This is a genomic window from Bdellovibrionales bacterium, from assembly GCA_016716765.1.
GTDB lineage: Bacteria > Bdellovibrionota > Bdellovibrionia > Bdellovibrionales > UBA1609 > JADJVA01.
Window position 1 is genome coordinate 718928 of record JADJVA010000025.1, and the last position, 20211, is coordinate 739138.

The window sequence follows — 20211 nt, forward strand, 5'->3', positions numbered from 1 at the left end:
TGGAAGTAAAATGAAGTCACGAATTGCTTTGATTTTTATGTTGTTTCTGATGCTGTGGGGCGGTTTGGTTTTGAGGGGGAGTTATCTGCAATTGGTTGCAGATCCAAGACTAAAGGAGCTCAAAAAGAGACAATTTGAAACTATGCTCACTCTGAGATCGAGACGGGGGGCCATCTATGATCGTGAGGGCCGAGAGTTGGCTGTGACAGTTTCCTCTCACTCGCTCTTCGTGGATCCGAAAATAATTGAAAACCCAAGAGCCGTTGGTCGGCGACTGGGTCGGTTCTTACAGGCAGACAGTCATCAAATAATCAAAAGACTATCGGCGAAGAACCGGCGTTTTTTATGGATCAAGCGCTATTTATCTAAAGAACAGAGAGATGAAATCGCTAAATGGGAGATTCGTGGTTTGGGATTCATTGAAGAGCCCAAACGCATTTATCCAAATAACTCTTTGGCAGCAGCTACCTTGGGTTTTGTTGGAACTGATGGACAGGGATTGGAGGGATTGGAGAGTCACTATGAAAAACACCTTCATGGTCGACAAATACGGATTCATCTTCCTCGAGATGCGAGAGGAAGGCCCTTGATTGAGGGTGGAAACTTTTATTCACAGGTTCCCGATGGTTTTAGCTTAGAACTCACCCTTGATAATCAACTCCAGTTTATGTTGGAGCAAGAACTAGAATCTACAGTGGAGAAATATCAAGCAGACTCAGCTGTTGGTGTTATTCTCGATGCGAGAACTTCAGATATTTTGGCTCTTGGTCAGGTTCCGAGTTTTGATTTGAATTCGGCGAGGAGCTATCCTCAGTCGGTTCGGCGCAATCGGGCAATTGTTGACGCATTTGAGCCTGGTTCGACCGTGAAAACATTTGTTATGGCAGCTGCTTTGAAATATGGGGTGGCGCAACCAAATACGGCTATCGATTGCCAGGGTGGCCGCTTGGAGGTGAACAAACGCATTATTCGTGAAGCCGAAGCGGACCATGAGTTTGGAGTTTTATCAATGAATGAGGTTCTTGCCTATTCTTCGAACGTGGGAACTGCCAAATTGGCTTTTATGTTGGGTGAGGAACGATTGCGAGAAATACTGACGGACTTTGGATTCGGCCAACGGACTCAAGTGGATTTTATGGGAGAGACGACAGGAGTCTTGCGCAACGAGTCCTGGAATAAGCATTTATTGGCAAATATTTCTTTTGGTCAGGGAATGACTGCAAGTCCACTGCAGCTTGCAACGGCCTATGCTGCGATTGCAAATGGCGGAATTTGGCGTCAGCCTCGGCTTGTGAAACGGGTTTTTTCTGATGATTTAAAAGTGGAAGACAAGGAAGAGAGCAGACTGGAGCGTCGAGTTATTTCACAAGATCATGCAGCAACTCTCACACTCATGTTAACGAACGCGACATCGGCGACCGGAACGGGGAGCCTGTCACGAATCAAAGGTTTTCCGGTCGCAGGAAAGACTGGTACTGCACAGAAGGTAGATTTTGATTTGGGAGGATACAAGGCTGGGGCCTATATCTCGAGCTTTGCAGGCTTTGTTCCAGCAAATGATCCACGGTTTGTCATTTACATTGCAGTCGACAATCCCCGCGTAAAATATTATGGGTCTCAGGTTGCGGCGCCTGTTTTTTCGCGTCTTGGAGCCTTTGCTGTCAGGAGGTGGGGTTTGGCTCCCGTACTTCTGTCTGAAGGCGATATCATCAGGCGGAAACCTGAGATTGTTGGCTCAGAGGACCTCATGCGCCGAGCCTTGGAGTCAGTGCATGAATCTAAGCGCATGGAAGCTGAAGGCAAAGTACCTGATTTGAGAGGCCTGACTTATCGAGAAGTCGTGAGAAGACTGAGAGGCACGGAAATCAAGTTTCGAATGCGCGGCTCTGGAGTTGTTGTATCATCAGTTCCGGCCCCAGGCAGTATTCTGAGCTCTGGTCAGTCAATCCAAATTTTGCTAAAACCAGCAGATAGCCTTGATTTGTAGTCCAATCAAATTGGATCGGGATAATCACAAAGGGGGGGCATTTGAAGTTAGCCCAGTTATTGTCCGTCTATTCTCAACTGAAATGGGGAGATGATCCTCTGGCTGAGGTCACTTCTGTTTGCCGAGACACTCGGTCCATGAAGGCAGGTTCCTTGTACGTTGCCATTCGGGGTCAGGCCTTGGATGGGCATGATTATATTTCTCAGGCCTGCGCAGGGGGGGCGATTGGATTGGTAGTTGAAAATGAAGCAAAGGTGCCCCTTGATTACCGCGGTGCTGTGGTTGTCGTGGAAGACTCTCGGAGAGCTCTCGATATTTTAGCAAGCCGATTCTTCGGAAATCCGGCCCAGAATCTTTTTTGCGTGGGAGTGACGGGAACAAACGGAAAAACGAGTACAACTCTTTTGACGGAAGCCATTCTGAATCGCTATGGGTGGACGACGGGGGTCATGGGTACGATCGATCACCATGTTGGCACTCACACCTGGGAAACTCAGATGACAACGCCTGACGCAATTGATTTGCAGAGGAGACTTTCAGAGTTTAACTCTCTTGGGGCCAGAGCCGCCATTTTTGAAGTTTCAAGTCATGCCCTTTCTCAATTTCGTGTTGATGCGATACCATTCGACTGTGTTGTTTTTACCAATTTAACCCGAGACCATCTCGACTATCATGAAACAATGGAGAACTATTTTATTGCAAAGCAACGGCTTTTTGATGAGATCCTTTCCCGCTCTACGAAATCCCCGGTTTTTGCGATCATCAATTCCAATGATCCTTACGGAAAGAAACTTCAGCTATCGAGTCGGTCGGTGAATTGGACTTATGGCCAAGGGGAAGCGGATTTTTCCTTTCAGGTAGAAAAGGCCGATTTTTCTGGAACGAGCTATCGATTGAAATACCTTGGTGGAGTGGTCAGGATAGAAATTCCACTGATAGGTATTCATAATGTCTACAATGCGACGGCGGCCTTTGCTGTTGGGATGGCTGCTGGCGCTGGAGCTGAAACCTGTCGTACAGCTTTGGCTGGATTTTGTGGCATTCGTGGTCGAATGGAAAGAGTGGGTGATCCAAACAGTGCAATTCACGTGTTCGTTGATTATGCGCACACAGATGATGCCTTGAGGTTTGTTCTTGAGGGACTAAATGAAATTCGGCGCGAGGGTCAACTGCCGGTTCGAATCATCACCGTATTTGGCTGTGGTGGCGATAGAGACAGAGGCAAGAGGCCTTTGATGATGCGAGTGGCTTTGAATGGCTCTGACCGTGTCTACGTGACTTCGGATAATCCGCGAAGCGAAGATCCGGAGAGGATTATTTCTGAAATCATCTCTGAGACACCCAAACCCGTACTCAAGGACAAGGTCGTTGTTGAAGCGGATCGGAGGGAGGCAATCAAGATGGCCATCTTGTCTGCTCAGCCTGGAGATGTGGTGCTTATTGCTGGAAAGGGCCATGAGAATTATCAAATTTTAAATACGGGGCAGATCTTTTTTTCTGATACTTTGGTTGCTGGGGAGTTTTTAAAATGAAATGGGAAGTCAAAATTGATGAAATCTTGAAAGTAACCGGAGGCAAGCTCTTATCTCAACATGAGACCATTTGGAACGGGGTCGGAACGGACACTCGCACAGATCTTTCTGGACAGCTCTTTATCCCGCTCCGCGGAGATCGTTTTGATGCCCATGAATTTGTTCGTGTCGCGTTTGAGAGGGGGGCGAAGGGGGCTCTTTTTGACAGGTCATTTCCGGAGATGGAAAAACTGAAGTCACAGATGACCTTGATTGAAGTCTCCGACACTTTAGAAGCCTTGCAGAGTTTAGGTCAGTATTGGCGTCGAAAAAACAAGGCCAAGATCGTCGCGATCACGGGATCATCAGGAAAGACGACAACAAAGGAATTTGCCGCAAGTATTTTAGAGAAAAAATATAAGACGCATTTTAGTCAGGGCAGCTACAACAACCATTGGGGAGTTCCGATCACTCTTTTGGGGATTCACCCAGACCACGAAGTTGCAGTCATCGAGATGGGCATGAATCACTCTGGTGAGATATCAGAGCTTTGTCGAATTGCAGAGCCAGATATCACCCTGGTGACAAACGTTGGGAGTGCCCATATCGGCGAACTTGGATCGCAAGAGGCCGTTGCTGAAGCAAAATGGGAAATTTACAGAACTTGTCCAGATTCAATTCAAATTTATAATCTGGCCAATTCCTTCACGAGGAAAATGTATGAAGCGGCCGCGATGAGCCTTGAGAGAAGTTCGAACGGAAGAAAGAAAATCTTCACCTATTCTGATCAAGGAGATGTCCACCTGAAGGTTGTTGAAGTGGGCCTTGATTTCATTAGGGTCAATGGGCACATAGGAAAGCAAATGGGAGAGGTCTCTATTCCGATTTTTGGTCGTCACAATGTGGAGAATGCCATGGCAGCGGCGGCCTTGGCTCTTAGTCTGGAGATGGAGCCAGGTACTATTTGGCAGGCACTGGCAGGTTTGAAGACCTCTTGGGGTCGGAATCACCTGGTGCGTTTGCGATCGGGCACCCGGGTGTTATTCGATGCTTACAATGCAAACCCTGAGAGCATGGCGGCCCTGTTAAGTAATTTTTCTGAAGTGTCATGTGAGGGAGAGAAAATATTGGTGCTCGGAGAAATGCTCGAGCTAGGGGCCGATTCTTCGCGTTTTCATGAGGAGTTGGGACGGCGGGCTGGAAATGCAGGAGCCTCAACCATTTGGTTTATGGGACCCCACCAGGTTGATTTTGAGCGCGGTATCGGCCTCAGCAGCTTTACTAAAAACTTAATCCTATCAGATGGTTACAAAGTAGACCTTGCATCTAAACTAGGCTCTGTGTTAAACGAGTCAGATATTGTCGCCTTAAAAGGTTCAAGAGGCATGAGGCTGGAACAAGTTTTGCGGGTTTGGAATCCCGTCGACTTTGACGGGTAGACACAACCTTTAATTGCGGAAACTAAATGTTATATCGTTTGCTTCATGAGGCGTCTGTATCGGTTTCGGCCTTCAACGTTTTTCGATACATTACCTTTCGGACCTTCATTTCTTTTTTTACGGCGTTTTTTCTTTGCTGGATATTGGGTCCATTTTTTATTCGTCACTTGCTGCGTCGGCAGTTGGGACAAAATATTCGTGAGGACGGCCCTCAATCCCATAAAAAAAAGGCGGGCACTCCCACTATGGGGGGGGGACTCATTTTAATGGGATTATTGTCCTCATTTCTTTTGTGGGTGGACGTTTTTAATCCTATGGCTTGGGCGGTCATTTTCGTCACTTTTAGCTTTGGAGCTATTGGCTACCGTGATGATTTTTTAAAAGTTTCAAAAAAGAATTCAAAGGGTTTGTCGGGCCGGATCCGATTGTTGTTAGAGTTTGGAATTTCTATTTTGATGGTGGCTTTTTTGGTTTGGAACGGAAGTCTTTCCTCCGTGCTTTCAGTTCCATTTTTGAAGTTCATTAATATTGATTTAGGATGGGGATATGTCCTTTTTGCGAGTCTGGTGATTGTTGGGTGTGCGAATGCCGTCAATTTGACTGACGGTCTAGATGGTTTGGCCATATTTCCTGTTATTGTTTGTGCCGGTACCTTTATGATTTTTGCCTATGTTTCAGGACATGCTGAGATCGCCCACTACTTAGCGATTCCTTACGTTCAAGGCGCCGGCGAGTTGACGATATTGGCAGCTGCCGTCGTGGCCGCGGGTCTTGCGTTTCTCTGGTTTAACACCTTTCCGGCTCAAGTTTTTATGGGGGATGTGGGGAGTCTGTCTCTGGGAGGGTTTTTGGGAATAATGGCAGTTTTGACGAAGAACGAATTGCTCCTGGTTCTTTTGGGTGGAGTTTTTGTTGTGGAAGCCCTATCAGTTATTACCCAAGTGGCCTCGTTTAAATTAACTGGCAAACGAGTTTTCAGAATGGCTCCCATTCACCATCATTTTGAATTAAAGGGATTGGACGAAACAAAAATTATCGTCCGATTTTGGATTATTTCTATTCTCTTAGCGGTGCTGAGTCTCAGCACCCTCAAGTTGCGATAATAAGGAAGGATTAAATCAATGGAACTTTCTGAGTTGAAGGACAAACGCATATTGATCGTTGGATTGGCCAGGACTGGCGTTTCTCTGGCACACCTTTTAGTAGAAAAGGGAGCTGATGTTACCGTGAGTGATCACAAGTCTAAGGCGGAACTTTCGAATCATCTCGAGAAATTGGCTGGGCTACAGATCAATTATGATTTGGGTGGCCACACGCCCAAGACTTTTTTGCAGCAGGACCTCATTGTTCTCAGTCCGGGGGTTCCACCTCATCTGAAGATTTTTGATTACGCTCGAAGTCACGGAGTTAAGGTGTCAGGTGAGTTCGAGTTTTGTGCTCAACTCATTAAGGAGCCAATTATTGCGATAACCGGGACGAACGGAAAGACGACGACCACTCATCTGGTTGAGCTTTTTTTGAAACGTTCAGGAGTCAATGCTTGGGTGGGTGGAAATTATGGTTCGCCGTTGAGTGAGTATCTTCGCTCGGGGGAAAAAGCGCCGGTTGTCATTGCAGAGGTCAGTAGTTTTCAGCTTGAGCACGTTGAAAATTTTAATCCTACCAATATCGTGTTTATGAATTTGGCAGAAAACCATTTAGATCGTTATCGAAGCATGGAAGAGTACGTGAACGCCAAGCGAAGGATTTTCCTTAATACGAATCAATCAACGACCAGCGTGCTGAATGCCGATGACAATGCTGTCGTAGAACTGGCCCGTGATCCGGCTGTGCAGAGGGGTCGGATATTTTATTTCTCTCGTAGACCGACCCTTGAACCTCAAATTATGAACATTGGTGGAGCAGTATTGATCAAAGATCAAATTCGAGTCAGAACTGGGCCAGAGATTGAGTATTACAGTGTTGGAAGTGCTAAGATTCGTGGCAAGCACAATTATGAAAACGTCATGGCGGCCATTCTTGTTGCGCGCGAACACGGAGCCGTTCATGAGGCCATCCAGAGAGTGATTGATGATTTTCCGGGTATGCCTCATCGTCTTGAGTATGTGCGACGGGTGGGAGGTGTCGAATTTTATAATGACTCAAAGGCGACAAATGTTCATGCAGTCATGCGAGCCCTAGACGCTTTTGATGAGAACGTGATTTTAATAATGGGCGGTAAAGACACAAATCTCAATTATTTGCCTTTGAAAGACCGTATCAAGCGATCGGTTAAGACTTTGATTTTGGTTGGCGAGGCCAAGGAGCGGATCAATCGCGACGTCGGTGATTTCACTGAAACTTTCTTGATTGGAACTTTTGAGGAAGCTGTGTTGATCGCGTACCAAAAGTCTAGAATTGGCGACACAGTCCTACTGTCTCCTGGTGCGTCGAGTTTTGATATTTTTGATAGCTACGTTGAGCGTGGAAATTATTTTAAGGAGCTGGTGAATAAGTTTCGTTAGGCCTAATTTTCTTATGCCATGGGGTTGGGGTTGTCCGGATTTATCTCTGAGGAGCTACGAGATTGTTTGGGATTGTGCTAGACTCCACTGGGGGTGGGTGTGGCAAAATGGGAAATTGACAAAGGAATCTTGCTCATTGTTTTTTTCTTTCTTGGGCTAGGTTTAGTTCAAATTTACAGTGCGTCGTTTATTTTTGCGATGGAGAAACATGGCGACGGACTGTATATTTTTCGACGGCAGTTGCTGTTTTCACTGCTTGGAGTCCTTGCAATCTTTGTTGGATTTAAAATGCCACTCCAGTGGTTACGAAAATGGTCTGCCTTATTTTGGTTGGCAGCTATTTTTTCTTTGGTTCTTACGTTTGTTCCCGAATTTGGAATCAAGGCTGGGGGCGCGCAGCGTTGGGTGAGACTTCCCTTTGACCAGAGATTTGAGCCGGCCGAAGTTATAAAACTCCTGCTCCCCTTTTTGATGGCCACGTTTATCTCTCGATCTCAAAAATCTCTGACTGGAAGCCAGTGGCTATTGCGGTATCTATTTCTGGGAGTTCCGCTTCTGTTGTTATTGAGGCAACCTGATTTTGGTACGTTTGCGATTTGCATGGCTGTGATTTTCCTTATGCTGTTTGCCTTTGGACTGAGGTGGAGATACATCATTGCGGGCCTCAGCTTGATTCTTCCCGCTTTTTATTTTTTAGTTCTTCAGGTACCTTACCGAGCGGCGAGAATTCGCGCTTTTTTAGATCCTTGGTCAGATCCATCGCAAAAGGGCTTTCAGGTTATTCAGAGCATGCTGGCCTTTTCCAATGGTGGACTCTGGGGGGAGGGTTTGGGCCAGGGACAAGGAAAGCTTTTTTTTCTCCCTGAGGCTCACACAGATTTTACCCTTGCCGTTTTGGGAGAAGAAACAGGTTACGTGGGCTTTGTTGCTGTTCTTCTTTTATATGGCGTTTTGGTTTTTAAGGGGATTCAGATTTCTGTCAGAGCCCAGGACTCATTTTCTAGAGCGGCGGCTTTGGGTTGGATTTTGATTTTTGGCTTGTCGGTATTTATTAATGTGGGAGTGGTGCTTGGACTCTTGCCGACGAAGGGTCTTACACTGCCATTCCTGAGTTATGGGGGAAGTTCCCTGGTGACAACTTGTCTTGGCTTTGGTTGGCTACTAAACATCGACAGAATGAACAAGAGGCTTAGATTTGGCGTTCTTTCTCATCTGCAAGCTTAGGGATCACTTTTGATTATATGAGAAAAGCAGTTTTTATTGCGGGAGGCGGCACTGGTGGTCACATTTATCCGGCGCTGGCTATCGCCCACAGTTTGAGAGGAATGGCTCCTGATCTTCAGATTCATTTTGTGGGTTCTCGGGGTGGACTTGAATCCAAGATCATTCCCGAACATGGGTTTCCTCTTCATTTGGTTCCCATTGGAAAACTCAACCACAATGTGAGCCTTGCCGAACGCTTTGAGAACATTGGTCAGTTTGCCTATTTCGTTCATTGTCAGCCTTTTTCTTTTACTCAAACATCGGCCACTCATTATTGTTGGAGTTGGGGGTTTTGTTTCTGCCCCGATTCTATTTACGGGAGCTTTACTTGGTTTTCGCACTGTCATATGGGAGCCAAATGCTTTTCCAGGAATGGCCAATAGATTGTTGGTGAATTGGGTTGGGCTTGCCTTGGTGGTCTTCGAAGAGGCAAAGGGAATTTTCGAAAGAAAAATGAGGAGGGTTCAGATTGTTGGTCTTCCTATTCGGCAGGAAATTGAAAATCTCAGGGATTTTGTATCTGAAACAGTGAGTTCTCAAAATTCCTCCAGTCCAATGAAAATTCTCATCTTTGGGGGTAGTCAGGGAGCGAGAGGTATCAACAATACCGTTTGCGAAGCATTGACTTCAGGAGAAGAGTGGTTACGAGATTTTGACTTTATTCACCAGACGGGATCGCTGGATTATTCCTCCATCAAAGAACGCTATCGAGCCAAGGGCGCGAGGGTTAGCGTGAGGGAATACCTCCCGGAGATATTTAAGGAATACAGGTGGGCGGATTTGATTGTATGTCGCGCCGGAGCCAGTACAATTTCAGAGTTGGCGGCAGCCGAGAAGGCGGCCGTACTCATTCCTTTTCCGTTCGCTGCTGATAATCACCAGCAGCGAAATGCTGAAGCCGCCGTTAACAAGGGAGCGGCGGTAATGATCCTTCAGCGCGACTTTAGTCCGGAATGCTTTCGTGAGTTGCTATTAGAACTAAGGGCCAACCCCCAAAAATGCACAGAATTATCAAGAAACATGGGAAGGCTTTATCACGCTCATGCGGCCGATGAAATTGCTCAAATTCTTATCAAGGAAATTTCAGGGAAACTACAATGAATGAAATTCGAATTCGTTCTCAAAAATTGACCAATGCCAAAGTGCATTTTATCGGTGTTGGCGGGATAGGTATGTGCGGTTTGGCTGAGCTCCTTCATAATATGGGGGCACGAGTATCGGGCAGTGATTCGGCTGAGAACAGCCAAACGATTCGCCTGCGGGAAATGGGTGTCTTGATTTTTATTGGACAGCGGCCCGAGCAAGTTGGCGATTCCGAAGTTGTGGTTTATTCGAGCGCAGTTAAGTCCCATAATCCAGAGTACCGCGAGGCGCGACGCAGGGGCATTCCACTTATCCCAAGAGCTGAGGCTCTCGCCGAGATGATGCGCCTGAAGCGAGGCATCGCTATCGCTGGCACTCACGGAAAGACGACGACCACGAGCATGACGGCCTCTGTTTTTTTGGCAGCAAAGGTCGATCCTACCATCGTGGTGGGGGGACGCCTTGATGTCATTAAATCGACGGCCCAGCTGGGGCAGGGAGAGTTCTTAATAGCTGAGGCCGATGAGTCGGATGGGAGTTTTAATCGTCTCTCTCCTGAAATTGTGATTATCACTAATATCGACAACGACCACCTGGATCACTATAAGGATTTCGGAAGTTTAAAAAATGCGTTTTTCGATTTTGCTTCGCGAGTTCCATTTTTTGGATCTGTCATTCTTTGTGGAGACGATCCAAAAATTCGAGAAGTTTTTTCTGATTTTCCGAAAAGAACTTTGCACTATGGTTTTAATTTGGAGAATGATTTCATTCTCGAAGGAGAGAATGGAGAATATGTGGTGAGAACTTCAGGTGCAGCACTGGGAAAATTGATCGTTCCAATTCCGGGACGTCATAATGCGCTAAATGCTCTGGCGGCTGTGTTAGCTGGATTAGCTGCGGGTTTGGAATTTGACGTGTGCGCCAAAGGGATCAGTGGTTTTCAGGGAGTCGATCGAAGATTTCAAAAAATGGGAGAATGTAACTCCATATCTTTTTATGATGATTACGGTCATCATCCGACAGAAGTGCGAGCTGTTTTATCAGCATTTAAGGAAAAGTTTCCAGAGAGCCGAATTGTCGTGCTATTTCAACCCCATCGCTACTCTCGAACTCAGTTGTGTTGGGAGCAATTCCTGATTTGTTTTCGAGACGCAGATGCTCTCTTTCTTGCGGACATCTACGCGGCTGGAGAAGCGCCGATCGAGGGAATTACCTCGCATCTTTTGGCTCAACAGATCGAAAGCGTAAATGTCAGATGTCTTGACATCACTTCTGCAGATTCTCAGAGGGAGATACTCGATTTTCTAAAACCTGGAGATGTCTTTGTGACTTTGGGAGCTGGGGATGTGTGGAAATTTGGCGAGAGAGTTCGCAAATCATTGCTTGGTGATAAATCGTGAACAGCGAAGGACTCATAGCAAAGGGAGTTGAGCTAGCCCCCCTCACTTCCTGGCGAGTGGGAGGCAAGGCGGAGTTTTTTTGCTCCCCTCGCAGCATCGAAGAGTTGGAATGGATTTTGGTATGGGCACATCAAAGAAATCAAGCCCTCACGGTGTTAGGTGGCGGCAGCAATGTTTTGGTGAGCGATGATGGCGTATCTGGTTTGGTTTTGTCAATGCGACTTCTCGCAGGAATAGATGCAAAGGAATCCGCAGGCCATTGTCGATTAACCGTGATGGCGGGGACTCATAAGTCTCAACTTTTGAGATTTTTTCTCCAGCGGCAGCTTGCGCCTGCATTGTTCTTGTCGGGTCTTCCTGGAGATGTTGGGGGGGGAGTTGCGATGAACGCCGGAGTGAGTGAAAAGCGGATTCCTCGCGAATTTTGTGAGATTGTGGACTGGGTTGAAGTGATGCGCATGGAAGGAGACAAGCCCTTGCGAGTATCGAAGCCCGCAAGCGAGATTGTTTGGTCCTATCGTCACAGTTCAGGTTGGCAGCCTGGAGTGATCACGAGAGTTGGTATTGCCTGGCCAAATTTGCCCGATGAAAATATTCCCGCGTTGGTAAAGGAAGTGAATCGAAGAAGACTTTCCAAACAACCTCTCGACCTCCCGAGCGGGGGCTCTGTGTTTGTGAATCCGCCTGGTGAAAAGGCAGCCGGAGCCTTAATTGATGAGTGCGGGTTTAAGGGATTCACAATTGGCGGCGCCAGAGTTTCTGAAAAACATGCCAACTTTATCGTGAACATTGGCGGAGCAAACGCCAAGGATATTCATTCTGTCATTCAAGAGGTTAGGCAAGGAGTTTTGGTTAAGACGGGAGTTCTGTTATCTACTGAGGTTGTTTATTTAGGCAATTGGCCTTAGTTGTTTTGTGGAGTCTTTTGAGGGGAAGACCCTGCTCCTATTGAGCAGAGTCTTTGATTTGACAGGTAAAAGAGAGAGATAGATTTATTCGCAGAAACTGAGTGAGATGGCTCTTTCCTTTCCATCCTGTGAAATCGTGGCGGAGCCGCAGCCCTCGAAAGTGATGGAGCCGGAAGAAGAAATACTACCAGAGTAGTTTACTGTTAGACTTCCGGATATTGGGTGGCAGCAAGTAGAACTGTATTGGATATTATTTGGCGTAAATATAGCGGTGTATTTTGCCAAGTTATGATTGACTTCTAATTGACCACCATTGACCAGCCGGCTGGCTCGATCTAAACCTCCAATGATATTGATGGGTGTTAAAGTTCGGATGGAGTGACTCATGAATACTCTGTTTCCGCGACTCAGTTCATTGTTTTTTCCGATAATTTCAAGATCCCAGCCTCCTGATGTTTTTGTGAGTTTGCCTCCACCAGAAATAGAAGTTCCACGGTAATCAGTATGGGCGGAGCTGAACACTCGCAGTTCGCCATTGCGAGGTCCAATGATTCTAAAGTCGTAAGTTCTGTTGACTGAATCTCCAATAGCACTGAGGCCACATCCAGAGTCGGAATAGGAAAGCGAGACAGAGCCATCAATGCTCAAAGCAGTACCGGAGATATCACAATCCGAATAGGAGGCAGTTTTTAACCCGCTGACACAAGATTCAGAGAAGGCCCGCGAACAAGTTGCCGCAAAGGCTTTTGGAAGCAAAGACTCTTGAATGGATTGAGCAAAGGTCTTGTGCTGCAAGTTAAGGGATGTGTATCCGATTCCGTTTTGGTCATCAACTGATCCACTGATAGATGTAATTGCCGATTCAGCAGTCAACTCAAAGGATTCATCGAGTTGACTTTGGTTGATTTTTTTTCCGCATCCATTGATACATATGGCAAGTCCGACAATCGCGATCATTTTTAATTTTTCCAGATGTTCCGTTTTCATAAATTCCTCCGTTTGAGATGTAAAGGGACACAGGAGTGAAGCCCCAGCGGGAACGAACAGTTGCGTTATAAATTAAAAAAATGCCTTATTTTCTCCGAACCCATTAGATTTCTTAGGTAAATCAAAGTCGAGTTTCAGTAAAATGAATCGCCAGTGATGGATCCTATTGCATATAATGGATAACAATTCTCTCAATGGTTCATTTTGAGACAAGGGTGGGGGATTAGTGGCTATATGGTCGAGAAAGTTGTTGAGCGGCATAGCAGGATTCTTGATTGCCTCGACAATGGGATTTGGAACCTATTGGGCAATCCAGGGGCCTTGGTTTGGTATTGAGCAAATAGAAATCGAGATGGATCCGATCAGCGGTCAGGACGTTCTGTTTCAGAGAATTCAGGGAGATTTAAGGAAGAAATACCAATTATTTAATGGCAAAAAATTGTGGGAGGTGTCCATTCAGGATCTTCGTTCTATTGCAGAGAAGGATTCGCGAGTGAAGCGCGCCTCTGTTTCTCGCCGATTTCCAGATGGTATTCTTGTACAAATTCGACCTCGCGATCCTGTGTTAGGCCTGGTAGATAACCGTGGCAGAGTGCATCCAGTGGCCAACGATGCCAGCTTGCTACCGGACCTACCTCCTGAGGATGCTCCCGATCTTCCCTATTTGAGGGGAGCTGAATTTTTCAAGAAATCAGAAATGCGTTCCAAAGCTGTGCACCTCATTGCGCAAATTCCCCCACAGGGGATGATCAGCGTTGCCTCAATATCTGAAATACACTTTCTCCCCAAGGAGGGATTCTATTTTATTTTAAGACAAAAAGGGATTCGGGTTCTAATTGGGGAGAGCGTTCCAAAAATGAAGCTGAGTCACGTTGAACAAGTTTTGAACTATCTTGCCGAACATCAGATTGACGGACGCGTCATTGACGCTAGATTCTCCAAGAAAGTTGTTGTCAGGCTGCGTAATCAACCTTAGTTTGTGAGAATAATTCATTAGTCTGGGTTTCTTTCAAACAGTCGCAGGTGTTATAAACATAGTCTAGTGCGGGAGTAGCACTGTTTAACTGTGGCAGTTGAAGGTTTTAGCAACAGAGTGAACGCAGCATTGAGGACTTATGGCAAAAGTGACTAAGAAGAGCCACGTGGTAACGGGTCTTGATATTGGTACGACAAAGGTGGCTTGTGTCGTTGGCGTGGTGGGGGTTTCTGGCGGGTTGGACATTGTTGGAGTTGGAGTTGCTGCCAACCCAGGTATGCGCCAGGGAATAGTTATCAATATTGAGGCGACTGTCGAAGCGATAAAGAAAGCTCGTGAAGAAGCAGAGCTGATGTCCGGCATGCCAGTTTCGCCGGGCGTTTGGTTGAGTATCGGGGGCACCCACGTTGAATCTTTTGATTCAAGTGGAATGGTGGCGATACGACACAACGAGGTCACTGCCGATGATATTGATAGAGTGATTGAGGCCGCTAGGGCGATCGTAATTCCCACGGATAGACAGGTTCTCCATGTACTTCCCAAAGATTATAAGATTGATGGCCAAGATGGAATTAGCGATCCTATTGGTATGTCAGGAGTCAGACTAGAGACGTCTGTACACATCATTACTGGCAATGCATCTGCCGTTCAAAACGCAATAAAATGTACTGAAAAGGCGGGGCTTCAGGTCCGGGGCTTGGTATTGCAACAGTTAGCTTCAGCACTGGCTGTTGCAACTGAAGATGAAAAGGGCCTTGGATGTACTGTCATTGATATTGGTGGTGGAACCTGTGATATGGTCAGTTTTGTCCAGGGTAGTGTAGCTCACACAGCAGTGATTCCCGTCGGGGGTAATAATTTTACTCATGATGTTGCGATGGGTTTGCGGACGACTCAAATGAGTGCTGAAAATCTCAAAAGAAAATATGGTTGTGCCTTGGCAGAATTGGTGCCAGCAGAAGAGGCAATCGAAGTGGAGGCCGTAGGTGGGCGAAAATCTCGAAGTCTTCCGCGTCGAGAGTTGTGCGAAGTCATCGAAGCCAGAGCTGAGGAAACTTTGCAACTGTTACGGACTGAATTATCTAAAATGGATTTCTTTAAAAAAATAGGGTCCGGTTTGATTCTCACCGGAGGAGGAAGCCTATTGCCAGGTTTGGTAGAAATGGGCGATTTTATTTTCGATGTGCCTGTTCGTAAAGGTGCTCCGGATCGAGTTGGAGGTCTTACGGATGTGGTTCGTTGTGCGAGCTTTGCGACTGGAGTGGGTCTTGTTCTTTACGGATTAAGGCAGGAAAAGCACAAGGCAACAGAAGTGGCGGTCGCGGTCAAGACGAACGTTTCTTTCGCGGATGTAACAAGAAAAATTAAAGATTATTTTGTGAGCGTTTTTTAGGATGGCTCCATGGGAGGGGTTATGTTTGAACTCGAAGAAAACACCAGCGTCGGAGCTTGCATTAAGGTTATAGGTGTTGGTGGTGGAGGCAACAATGCTGTTCAGACGATGATCGAAGGTGGTCTGACGGGCGTTGAGTTTGTCGTTGCTAATACTGACCGTCAGGCTCTTTCTGCGAACCGGGCAGAAAGGAAAATTAATCTGGGGTCGGAGCTCACTAAGGGGTTAGGCGCAGGAGCTAATCCTGAAATTGGTAAGCGTGCAGCGATCGAATCTTATAATGACATTGTCGAGACTCTTGATGGTGCCGACATGGTTTTTGTCACCGCAGGAATGGGTGGAGGAACAGGCACAGGGGGGGCTCCCATTGTGGCAAAAATTGCCAAAGAATTGGGAGCATTGACAATTGGCGTGGTGACCCGTCCCTTCTTTTTTGAGGGCAAAAAGCGCAAACGTCATGCAGATCTCGGAATACAAGAGCTTAAGGAAAATGTTGATACTCTGATTGTGATTCCCAACCAGAAGCTACTTTCTGTTTCAAGCGAAAAGACGCCCCTACTTGAGACCTTTAAAAAAGCGGATCATGTATTGTTACAGGCCGTGAAAGGCATTTCTGATCTGATAAATATACGTGGTTTGATCAACCTGGACTTCGCTGATATTCGCACGGTTATGGCAGCTAAAGGCATGGCGATCATGGGTTCTGGAGTTGCGGTTGGAGAGAATCGTGCGGTGGAGGCGGCGACAGCTGCGATTTCTTCTCCGCTTCTTGAGAACATCGCGATTGATGGAGCTACCGGAATTATTATCAATGTTACCGGCGGCTCGAATTTGACTCTTTGGGAGGTAAATGAAGCATCAACTCTCATTACAGAGGCCGCCCATGAAGATGCAGAAATTATTTTTGGAGCCGTCATTGATGAAGAAATGGGCGATGAGGTGAGAGTGACAGTTATTGCGACAGGCTTTGGCGAGGACAATCAAACCACAATTGTCTCAGATCAAATCATGCGATTGCAAGCCTTAGCGGAGGCCCAGGTCAACCAGGTCAATGCAATGGGACAAAGACTGATGGATCAGATGGAATCTCGGACGATGGCACAGGTCTCGGTGAGTGCTGAAGTCGAGATGAGATCCCAGGCGGCAACGGCCTGGCATCAGTCACAACAAGCGCCACCCGCTCTTCCTGAGGAAAGAATTGAAAAGCTGACTCCTCTTTCAGAAGAGGAGGGGGTTGATCAGACTATGATCGCAGAGGGCCAGACGGATACGAGCGGCGATTTGGCTGATACAGAAAGACCGCGTTTGCCTCGCGATATACTTCTTGCTAAAGCCAAGGCCTATCGTGAGAGTCAGGCAAAAAACCCTTCTCATCAACCGGAGCAGTTAAGTATGGATGTCGAAGATGATGGTGATGCTTTGGCTGCGGCGAGGCGCTTGGCGCGAGAGATGGCTCGCTCTCCATTTGATTCTGAGACTTTGGAAGTGCCATCCTATCTTCGTAAAAAGCAGCAGTCAGATGAGCAGAACAGTGATGGCATTTAGGGATTTGAAATCCTACTCTTCATGATTTGGGTTGCCATTGAGCATTAAGGCCTTGTTTGTTTCTGATCTTCATCTTGGTGACCCAGGTGATGAGCGGACTAAAAAATTTTTGAATTTTTTGAGTCGTCTGGGTGGAAGAGAAGAATGTACCCACCTTTTTCTTTTGGGGGATATTTTTGATTTATGGATTGCTCATCATTCCTATTTTGTTGACCGCTTTCGCCCTGTTATTGAACAACTTCGGCGTCTTCAGGCTGTGGGTATCGAATTGCACTATTTTGAGGGGAATCACGATCTTTACTTGAGGGATTATTGGCAGAATCAGCTCGGACTAGTGGTCCACTCTGGTCCTTGCTATTTCACCTTGGATGGATTGGTTTTCCGTCTGGAGCATGGTGATCAAATGGATCCTGACGACAAAGGATATATTTTTTTACGCTGGCTTTTGCGAACTCGCGTCTTGAGGTTTTTGGCTTTCCACCTTTCCGGTAAAATACTCGCAAAGATTGGTGAGAAAGCCAGCCGAAAAAGTCGTCAGTACACAGGTCAAGTGAGGAGACAAAGTGATCTTGTGGCGAAACAAAAAATGTCCAGTCATGCGGTCAAAGTTTTCTCTGAGCGCCCTTTTGATATTCTCATAGCTGGTCATTTGCATGTGAAGGAAGATAAGCAGATAGCTTTGCCTGGTAGATTTATTCATCTATTTAATTTGGGAAGTTGGATTGAGAGCCCTCAGGTATTGAGGATATCGAACTCAAAGATCTCAGGCGGAGTTCCCTTGATTTCACAAATAGAAGGAGCAGGTCCGGAGCAAGCTCTTAGTTGGTCATATCAGTGGTTGTTAACCCAGTGACTCTGTATGGGTTTTAAACAGTGAAGCGAGGGAGTGGGGTCTTTGGTTTTTTTATTAAAATCCAATATGTTGGAGTGAAGTTCAAATTTTTTTTGATCATTCACTAGGCAGTGCCATAACTCCTGTCCAAATACCAGTCACAGAGTGCAGGAGCCTGAATTTCTTAATGAAAATTAGACTTTCTCAAATTGATTCACTAAAAAATAGACATGATGTGATTGGCTTGAGCTTCTCCTGTAATTGAGGACTTCCCCAGGTTGGTACGTATTTTGGAATAGGTAAGATATGATGATTGTTAAAAATTGAAACCCATAACTGAATCTTCAACCACCCCGTTGCTGATTCAGTTTCATAAGCCGAGTCAGAGTTGCCCCTCTTTCGGCTTAAGCACCCCATACCCCAGGCCTCTCTCACTCCCCTGAGTGAGGCCTTTTTTTTGATTTAGGAGAGAGACAGATGGAAAAAATCGGATGGACGAAGATAGTAGTTATCAAAAAAGAAGAGAAAGTGATTTTCTTGATTACAGCGCTGGCCACTTTCTTGTTTATGGCAAGTATCACTCAAGGGAGTACAGCTCCGTTGGAAATAGCCTTTAAATTCATTTTTTCATCATTTTCTTCAATTCGATAGTCTCAAAAGAAAAGTTTCAAATCGATGCTTCTGAATCTTGAAGCAATTGTCGGGCATGGTCTCGGCTCGTTTTGGTTATCTTCTCTCCCGAGATAAGACGCGCAATTTCTCCAATCCGGTCGTCACTCTTGTTCAAATATTTGACTTCTACTTCAATTTTTGTTTTGCCAGGACTTTTATGGATGAAAAAGTGATGGTCAGCATAAGCTGCCACTTGAGGAAGATGAGTCACACAAATGATTTGTTGGCCCTTTGCAATGGACTTTAATTTTCGTCCCACTTTTTCAGCGGTCATGCCGCTGACACCAGCATCGACTTCGTCAAACAGGTAGGTCCGAGGAAGATCAGAAAGTCCTACAACCCTTTTGAGAGCGAGAAGGATCCGACTGAGTTCGCCGCCACTGGCAAATTTTGCCAGTGGTCGAGGTCCATCGTTGGCTCCAGAAGAGGTTGTGAATTCAACGTCGCTGAGTCCTGTTGGGCTGGGTTTTGAGAGTTGAGTTACACTGACTCCAAACAAGACTCCCTTCATATTGAGATCAAAGAGTTCCTTATTAACCTGTTTGCTCAATGGAACACTCGCCTTTACCCTCTTAGAATGAAGTTCTTCGGCGAGGATATTGAGAGCCGCAGTTAGCTCCCTTTCCTTCTGTTCAAAATTTGCCAGAGACTCATCAAAATTTTCTAGGGAGTCAATTTCAGACACGATCTGGGTGAGTTTCTCCATAAGGTGAGAAACGTTTCCCCCATATTTTTTCATGAGTCGGCGACAATACGAAATTCGCTCCTCAAGATTCTGAAGTTCTCCGGGTTCGATTTCAAGGCTACGCCCGTATTCGCGGAATTCATAAACAGCCTCTTCAATCAGGGTTTTTGCTGACTGGAGAGGTTCGAGCTTTTTGATTAAGTCTTCATCGACGGCGCAAATTTCTTGACCTCTTTGTAAAATGCGATGGATTCGAACCAAAACGGATTCGTCATCGCCATAGAGGCTGTCCTCGCTTTGGGAGCAGAAGTCAGCGAGACGGCTGGAGTTCTTAGCGCGATTAAAACGAGATTGTAATTCGTCTTCCTCTCCCGGCACAATATTTAATTGAGAGAGTTCATCTCTCTGGAAGGTCAAAAAATTCAGGCGCTCATCTCTTTTGAGACGATCCTCTTTAAATTGTTGGAGGCGTTGACTCATGGCCTTCAGCTCATCAAATTTGGCATGAACTTCTTTTCTCAGTTCCCAAGTTCCAGCAAAGCGATCCAAGATATCAAGATGGTAGGATTTTGAATAAAGGTGCCGATTGTCATGCTGTCCCGTCATTTCAATTAAGGGGGCACCATAATGTCCGTTCACTTCAAGCAAGGGAGTAACAATTTCTCTCAGACTATTTAGAGCCGTAAGGCCCCCATTCAAATAAACTCTGCTGCGTCCCTGCGGTGAAATCAAGCGTCGAATGACCAGCTGATCGTCGGAGGTATCAATTCCGAGTTCATGCAGGCGATCTATAACGTCGGATCGGTCTTCGAGGTCGAAGGCTCCTTCGATTGTAGCAAACTCGGCACCACTTCGCACGCTCTCGGCGTAAGACTTATCACCCATCAATAAAGCGAGGCTTTTAAGTAAAATTGATTTTCCGGCCCCCGTTTCGCCACTGAGAATATTTAATCCGGGCTGGAACTGCAAGCTAAGAGATCCTATTATTGCGAAGTTCGTGACCTTCAGTTCAACTAGCATTGTAAC

At 46.2% G+C, this 20211-nt stretch carries 17 protein-coding genes; 15 read left to right on the forward strand and 2 right to left on the reverse strand.

Translation table 11 applies throughout. From position 1 onward, the window contains the following. Positions 1-10: 10 nt before the first annotated feature. From IPL83_19875 to murB, 10 genes are all read left to right on the forward strand, one after another. Positions 11-1987, forward strand: coding sequence for a transpeptidase family protein (locus tag IPL83_19875; GenBank protein ID MBK9041382.1), 1977 nt, complete (start codon positions 11-13; stop codon positions 1985-1987). Positions 1988-2028: 41 nt separating this feature from the next. Beyond that, positions 2029-3519: a UDP-N-acetylmuramoyl-L-alanyl-D-glutamate--2,6-diaminopimelate ligase gene (locus IPL83_19880; protein MBK9041383.1), complete on the forward strand. Its 1491-nt coding sequence runs from the start codon at positions 2029-2031 to the stop codon at positions 3517-3519. Further along, positions 3516-4937 carry a UDP-N-acetylmuramoyl-tripeptide--D-alanyl-D-alanine ligase gene (locus IPL83_19885; GenBank protein MBK9041384.1) on the forward strand — a complete coding sequence of 474 codons (1422 nt, stop codon included), beginning with the start codon at positions 3516-3518 and terminating at the stop codon, positions 4935-4937. Before IPL83_19880 ends, IPL83_19885 begins: the two co-directional genes overlap by 4 nt. 26 nt (positions 4938-4963) lie before the next feature. Next, positions 4964-6040 carry a phospho-N-acetylmuramoyl-pentapeptide-transferase gene (locus tag IPL83_19890; GenBank protein ID MBK9041385.1) on the forward strand — a complete coding sequence of 359 codons (1077 nt, stop codon included), beginning with the start codon at positions 4964-4966 and terminating at the stop codon, positions 6038-6040. An 18-nt stretch (positions 6041-6058) separates the two neighbouring features. Beyond that, positions 6059-7441, forward strand: a complete 1383-nt coding sequence (murD, locus tag IPL83_19895) for a UDP-N-acetylmuramoyl-L-alanine--D-glutamate ligase (GenBank protein ID MBK9041386.1) — start codon at positions 6059-6061, stop codon at positions 7439-7441. A gap of 99 nt (positions 7442-7540) precedes the next feature. After that, positions 7541-8665 (forward strand): putative lipid II flippase FtsW, encoded by a 1125-nt coding sequence (gene ftsW, locus IPL83_19900; GenBank protein MBK9041387.1) that lies wholly within the window; start codon positions 7541-7543, stop codon positions 8663-8665. A 17-nt stretch (positions 8666-8682) separates the two neighbouring features. Then, positions 8683-9087: a glycosyltransferase gene (locus tag IPL83_19905; GenBank protein ID MBK9041388.1), complete on the forward strand. Its 405-nt coding sequence runs from the start codon at positions 8683-8685 to the stop codon at positions 9085-9087. Beyond that, the gene (locus tag IPL83_19910) at positions 9077-9805 is read left to right on the forward strand and encodes a hypothetical protein (GenBank protein ID MBK9041389.1); all 729 of its coding nucleotides are present in this window, start codon (positions 9077-9079) and stop codon (positions 9803-9805) included. The genes IPL83_19905 and IPL83_19910 overlap by 11 nt, the downstream gene beginning before the upstream one ends. Beyond that, positions 9802-11187 (forward strand): UDP-N-acetylmuramate--L-alanine ligase, encoded by a 1386-nt coding sequence (locus IPL83_19915; GenBank protein MBK9041390.1) that lies wholly within the window; start codon positions 9802-9804, stop codon positions 11185-11187. Before IPL83_19910 ends, IPL83_19915 begins: the two co-directional genes overlap by 4 nt. Continuing rightward, complete coding sequence (murB, locus tag IPL83_19920) at positions 11184-12095, forward strand: UDP-N-acetylmuramate dehydrogenase (protein MBK9041391.1); 912 nt, start codon at positions 11184-11186, stop codon at positions 12093-12095. The genes IPL83_19915 and murB overlap by 4 nt, the downstream gene beginning before the upstream one ends. Before the next feature lie 84 nt (positions 12096-12179). Here the strand turns inward: murB and IPL83_19925 are convergent, their stop codons facing one another. Then, positions 12180-13082 (reverse strand): hypothetical protein, encoded by a 903-nt coding sequence (locus IPL83_19925; protein ID MBK9041392.1) that lies wholly within the window; start codon positions 13080-13082, stop codon positions 12180-12182. A 226-nt stretch (positions 13083-13308) separates the two neighbouring features. Here IPL83_19925 and IPL83_19930 point away from each other — a divergent pair, with 226 nt between their 5' ends. The 5 genes from IPL83_19930 to IPL83_19950 all read left to right on the forward strand — a co-directional run bounded on the left by IPL83_19930 (position 13309) and on the right by IPL83_19950 (position 18479). Then, positions 13309-14058, forward strand: a complete 750-nt coding sequence (locus IPL83_19930) for an FtsQ-type POTRA domain-containing protein (protein MBK9041393.1) — start codon at positions 13309-13311, stop codon at positions 14056-14058. A 139-nt stretch (positions 14059-14197) separates the two neighbouring features. Continuing rightward, on the forward strand, positions 14198-15451 hold the full coding sequence (gene ftsA / locus IPL83_19935) for a cell division protein FtsA (GenBank protein ID MBK9041394.1): 1254 nt from the start codon (positions 14198-14200) through the stop codon (positions 15449-15451). A gap of 21 nt (positions 15452-15472) precedes the next feature. Next, complete coding sequence (gene ftsZ, locus IPL83_19940) at positions 15473-16996, forward strand: cell division protein FtsZ (GenBank protein ID MBK9041395.1); 1524 nt, start codon at positions 15473-15475, stop codon at positions 16994-16996. 37 nt (positions 16997-17033) lie between these two features. Next, on the forward strand, positions 17034-17849 hold the full coding sequence (locus IPL83_19945) for a UDP-2,3-diacylglucosamine diphosphatase (protein MBK9041396.1): 816 nt from the start codon (positions 17034-17036) through the stop codon (positions 17847-17849). A gap of 456 nt (positions 17850-18305) precedes the next feature. After that, a complete protein-coding gene (locus IPL83_19950) occupies positions 18306-18479 on the forward strand; it encodes a hypothetical protein (GenBank protein ID MBK9041397.1) in 174 nt (57 codons plus the stop codon). 16 nt (positions 18480-18495) lie between these two features. Here IPL83_19950 and recN read toward each other — a convergent pair whose 3' ends face one another. Next, entirely contained in the window at positions 18496-20205 is a 1710-nt protein-coding gene (gene recN, locus IPL83_19955; protein MBK9041398.1) for a DNA repair protein RecN, read from the reverse strand. Between the last annotated feature and the right edge of the window lie 6 nt (positions 20206-20211).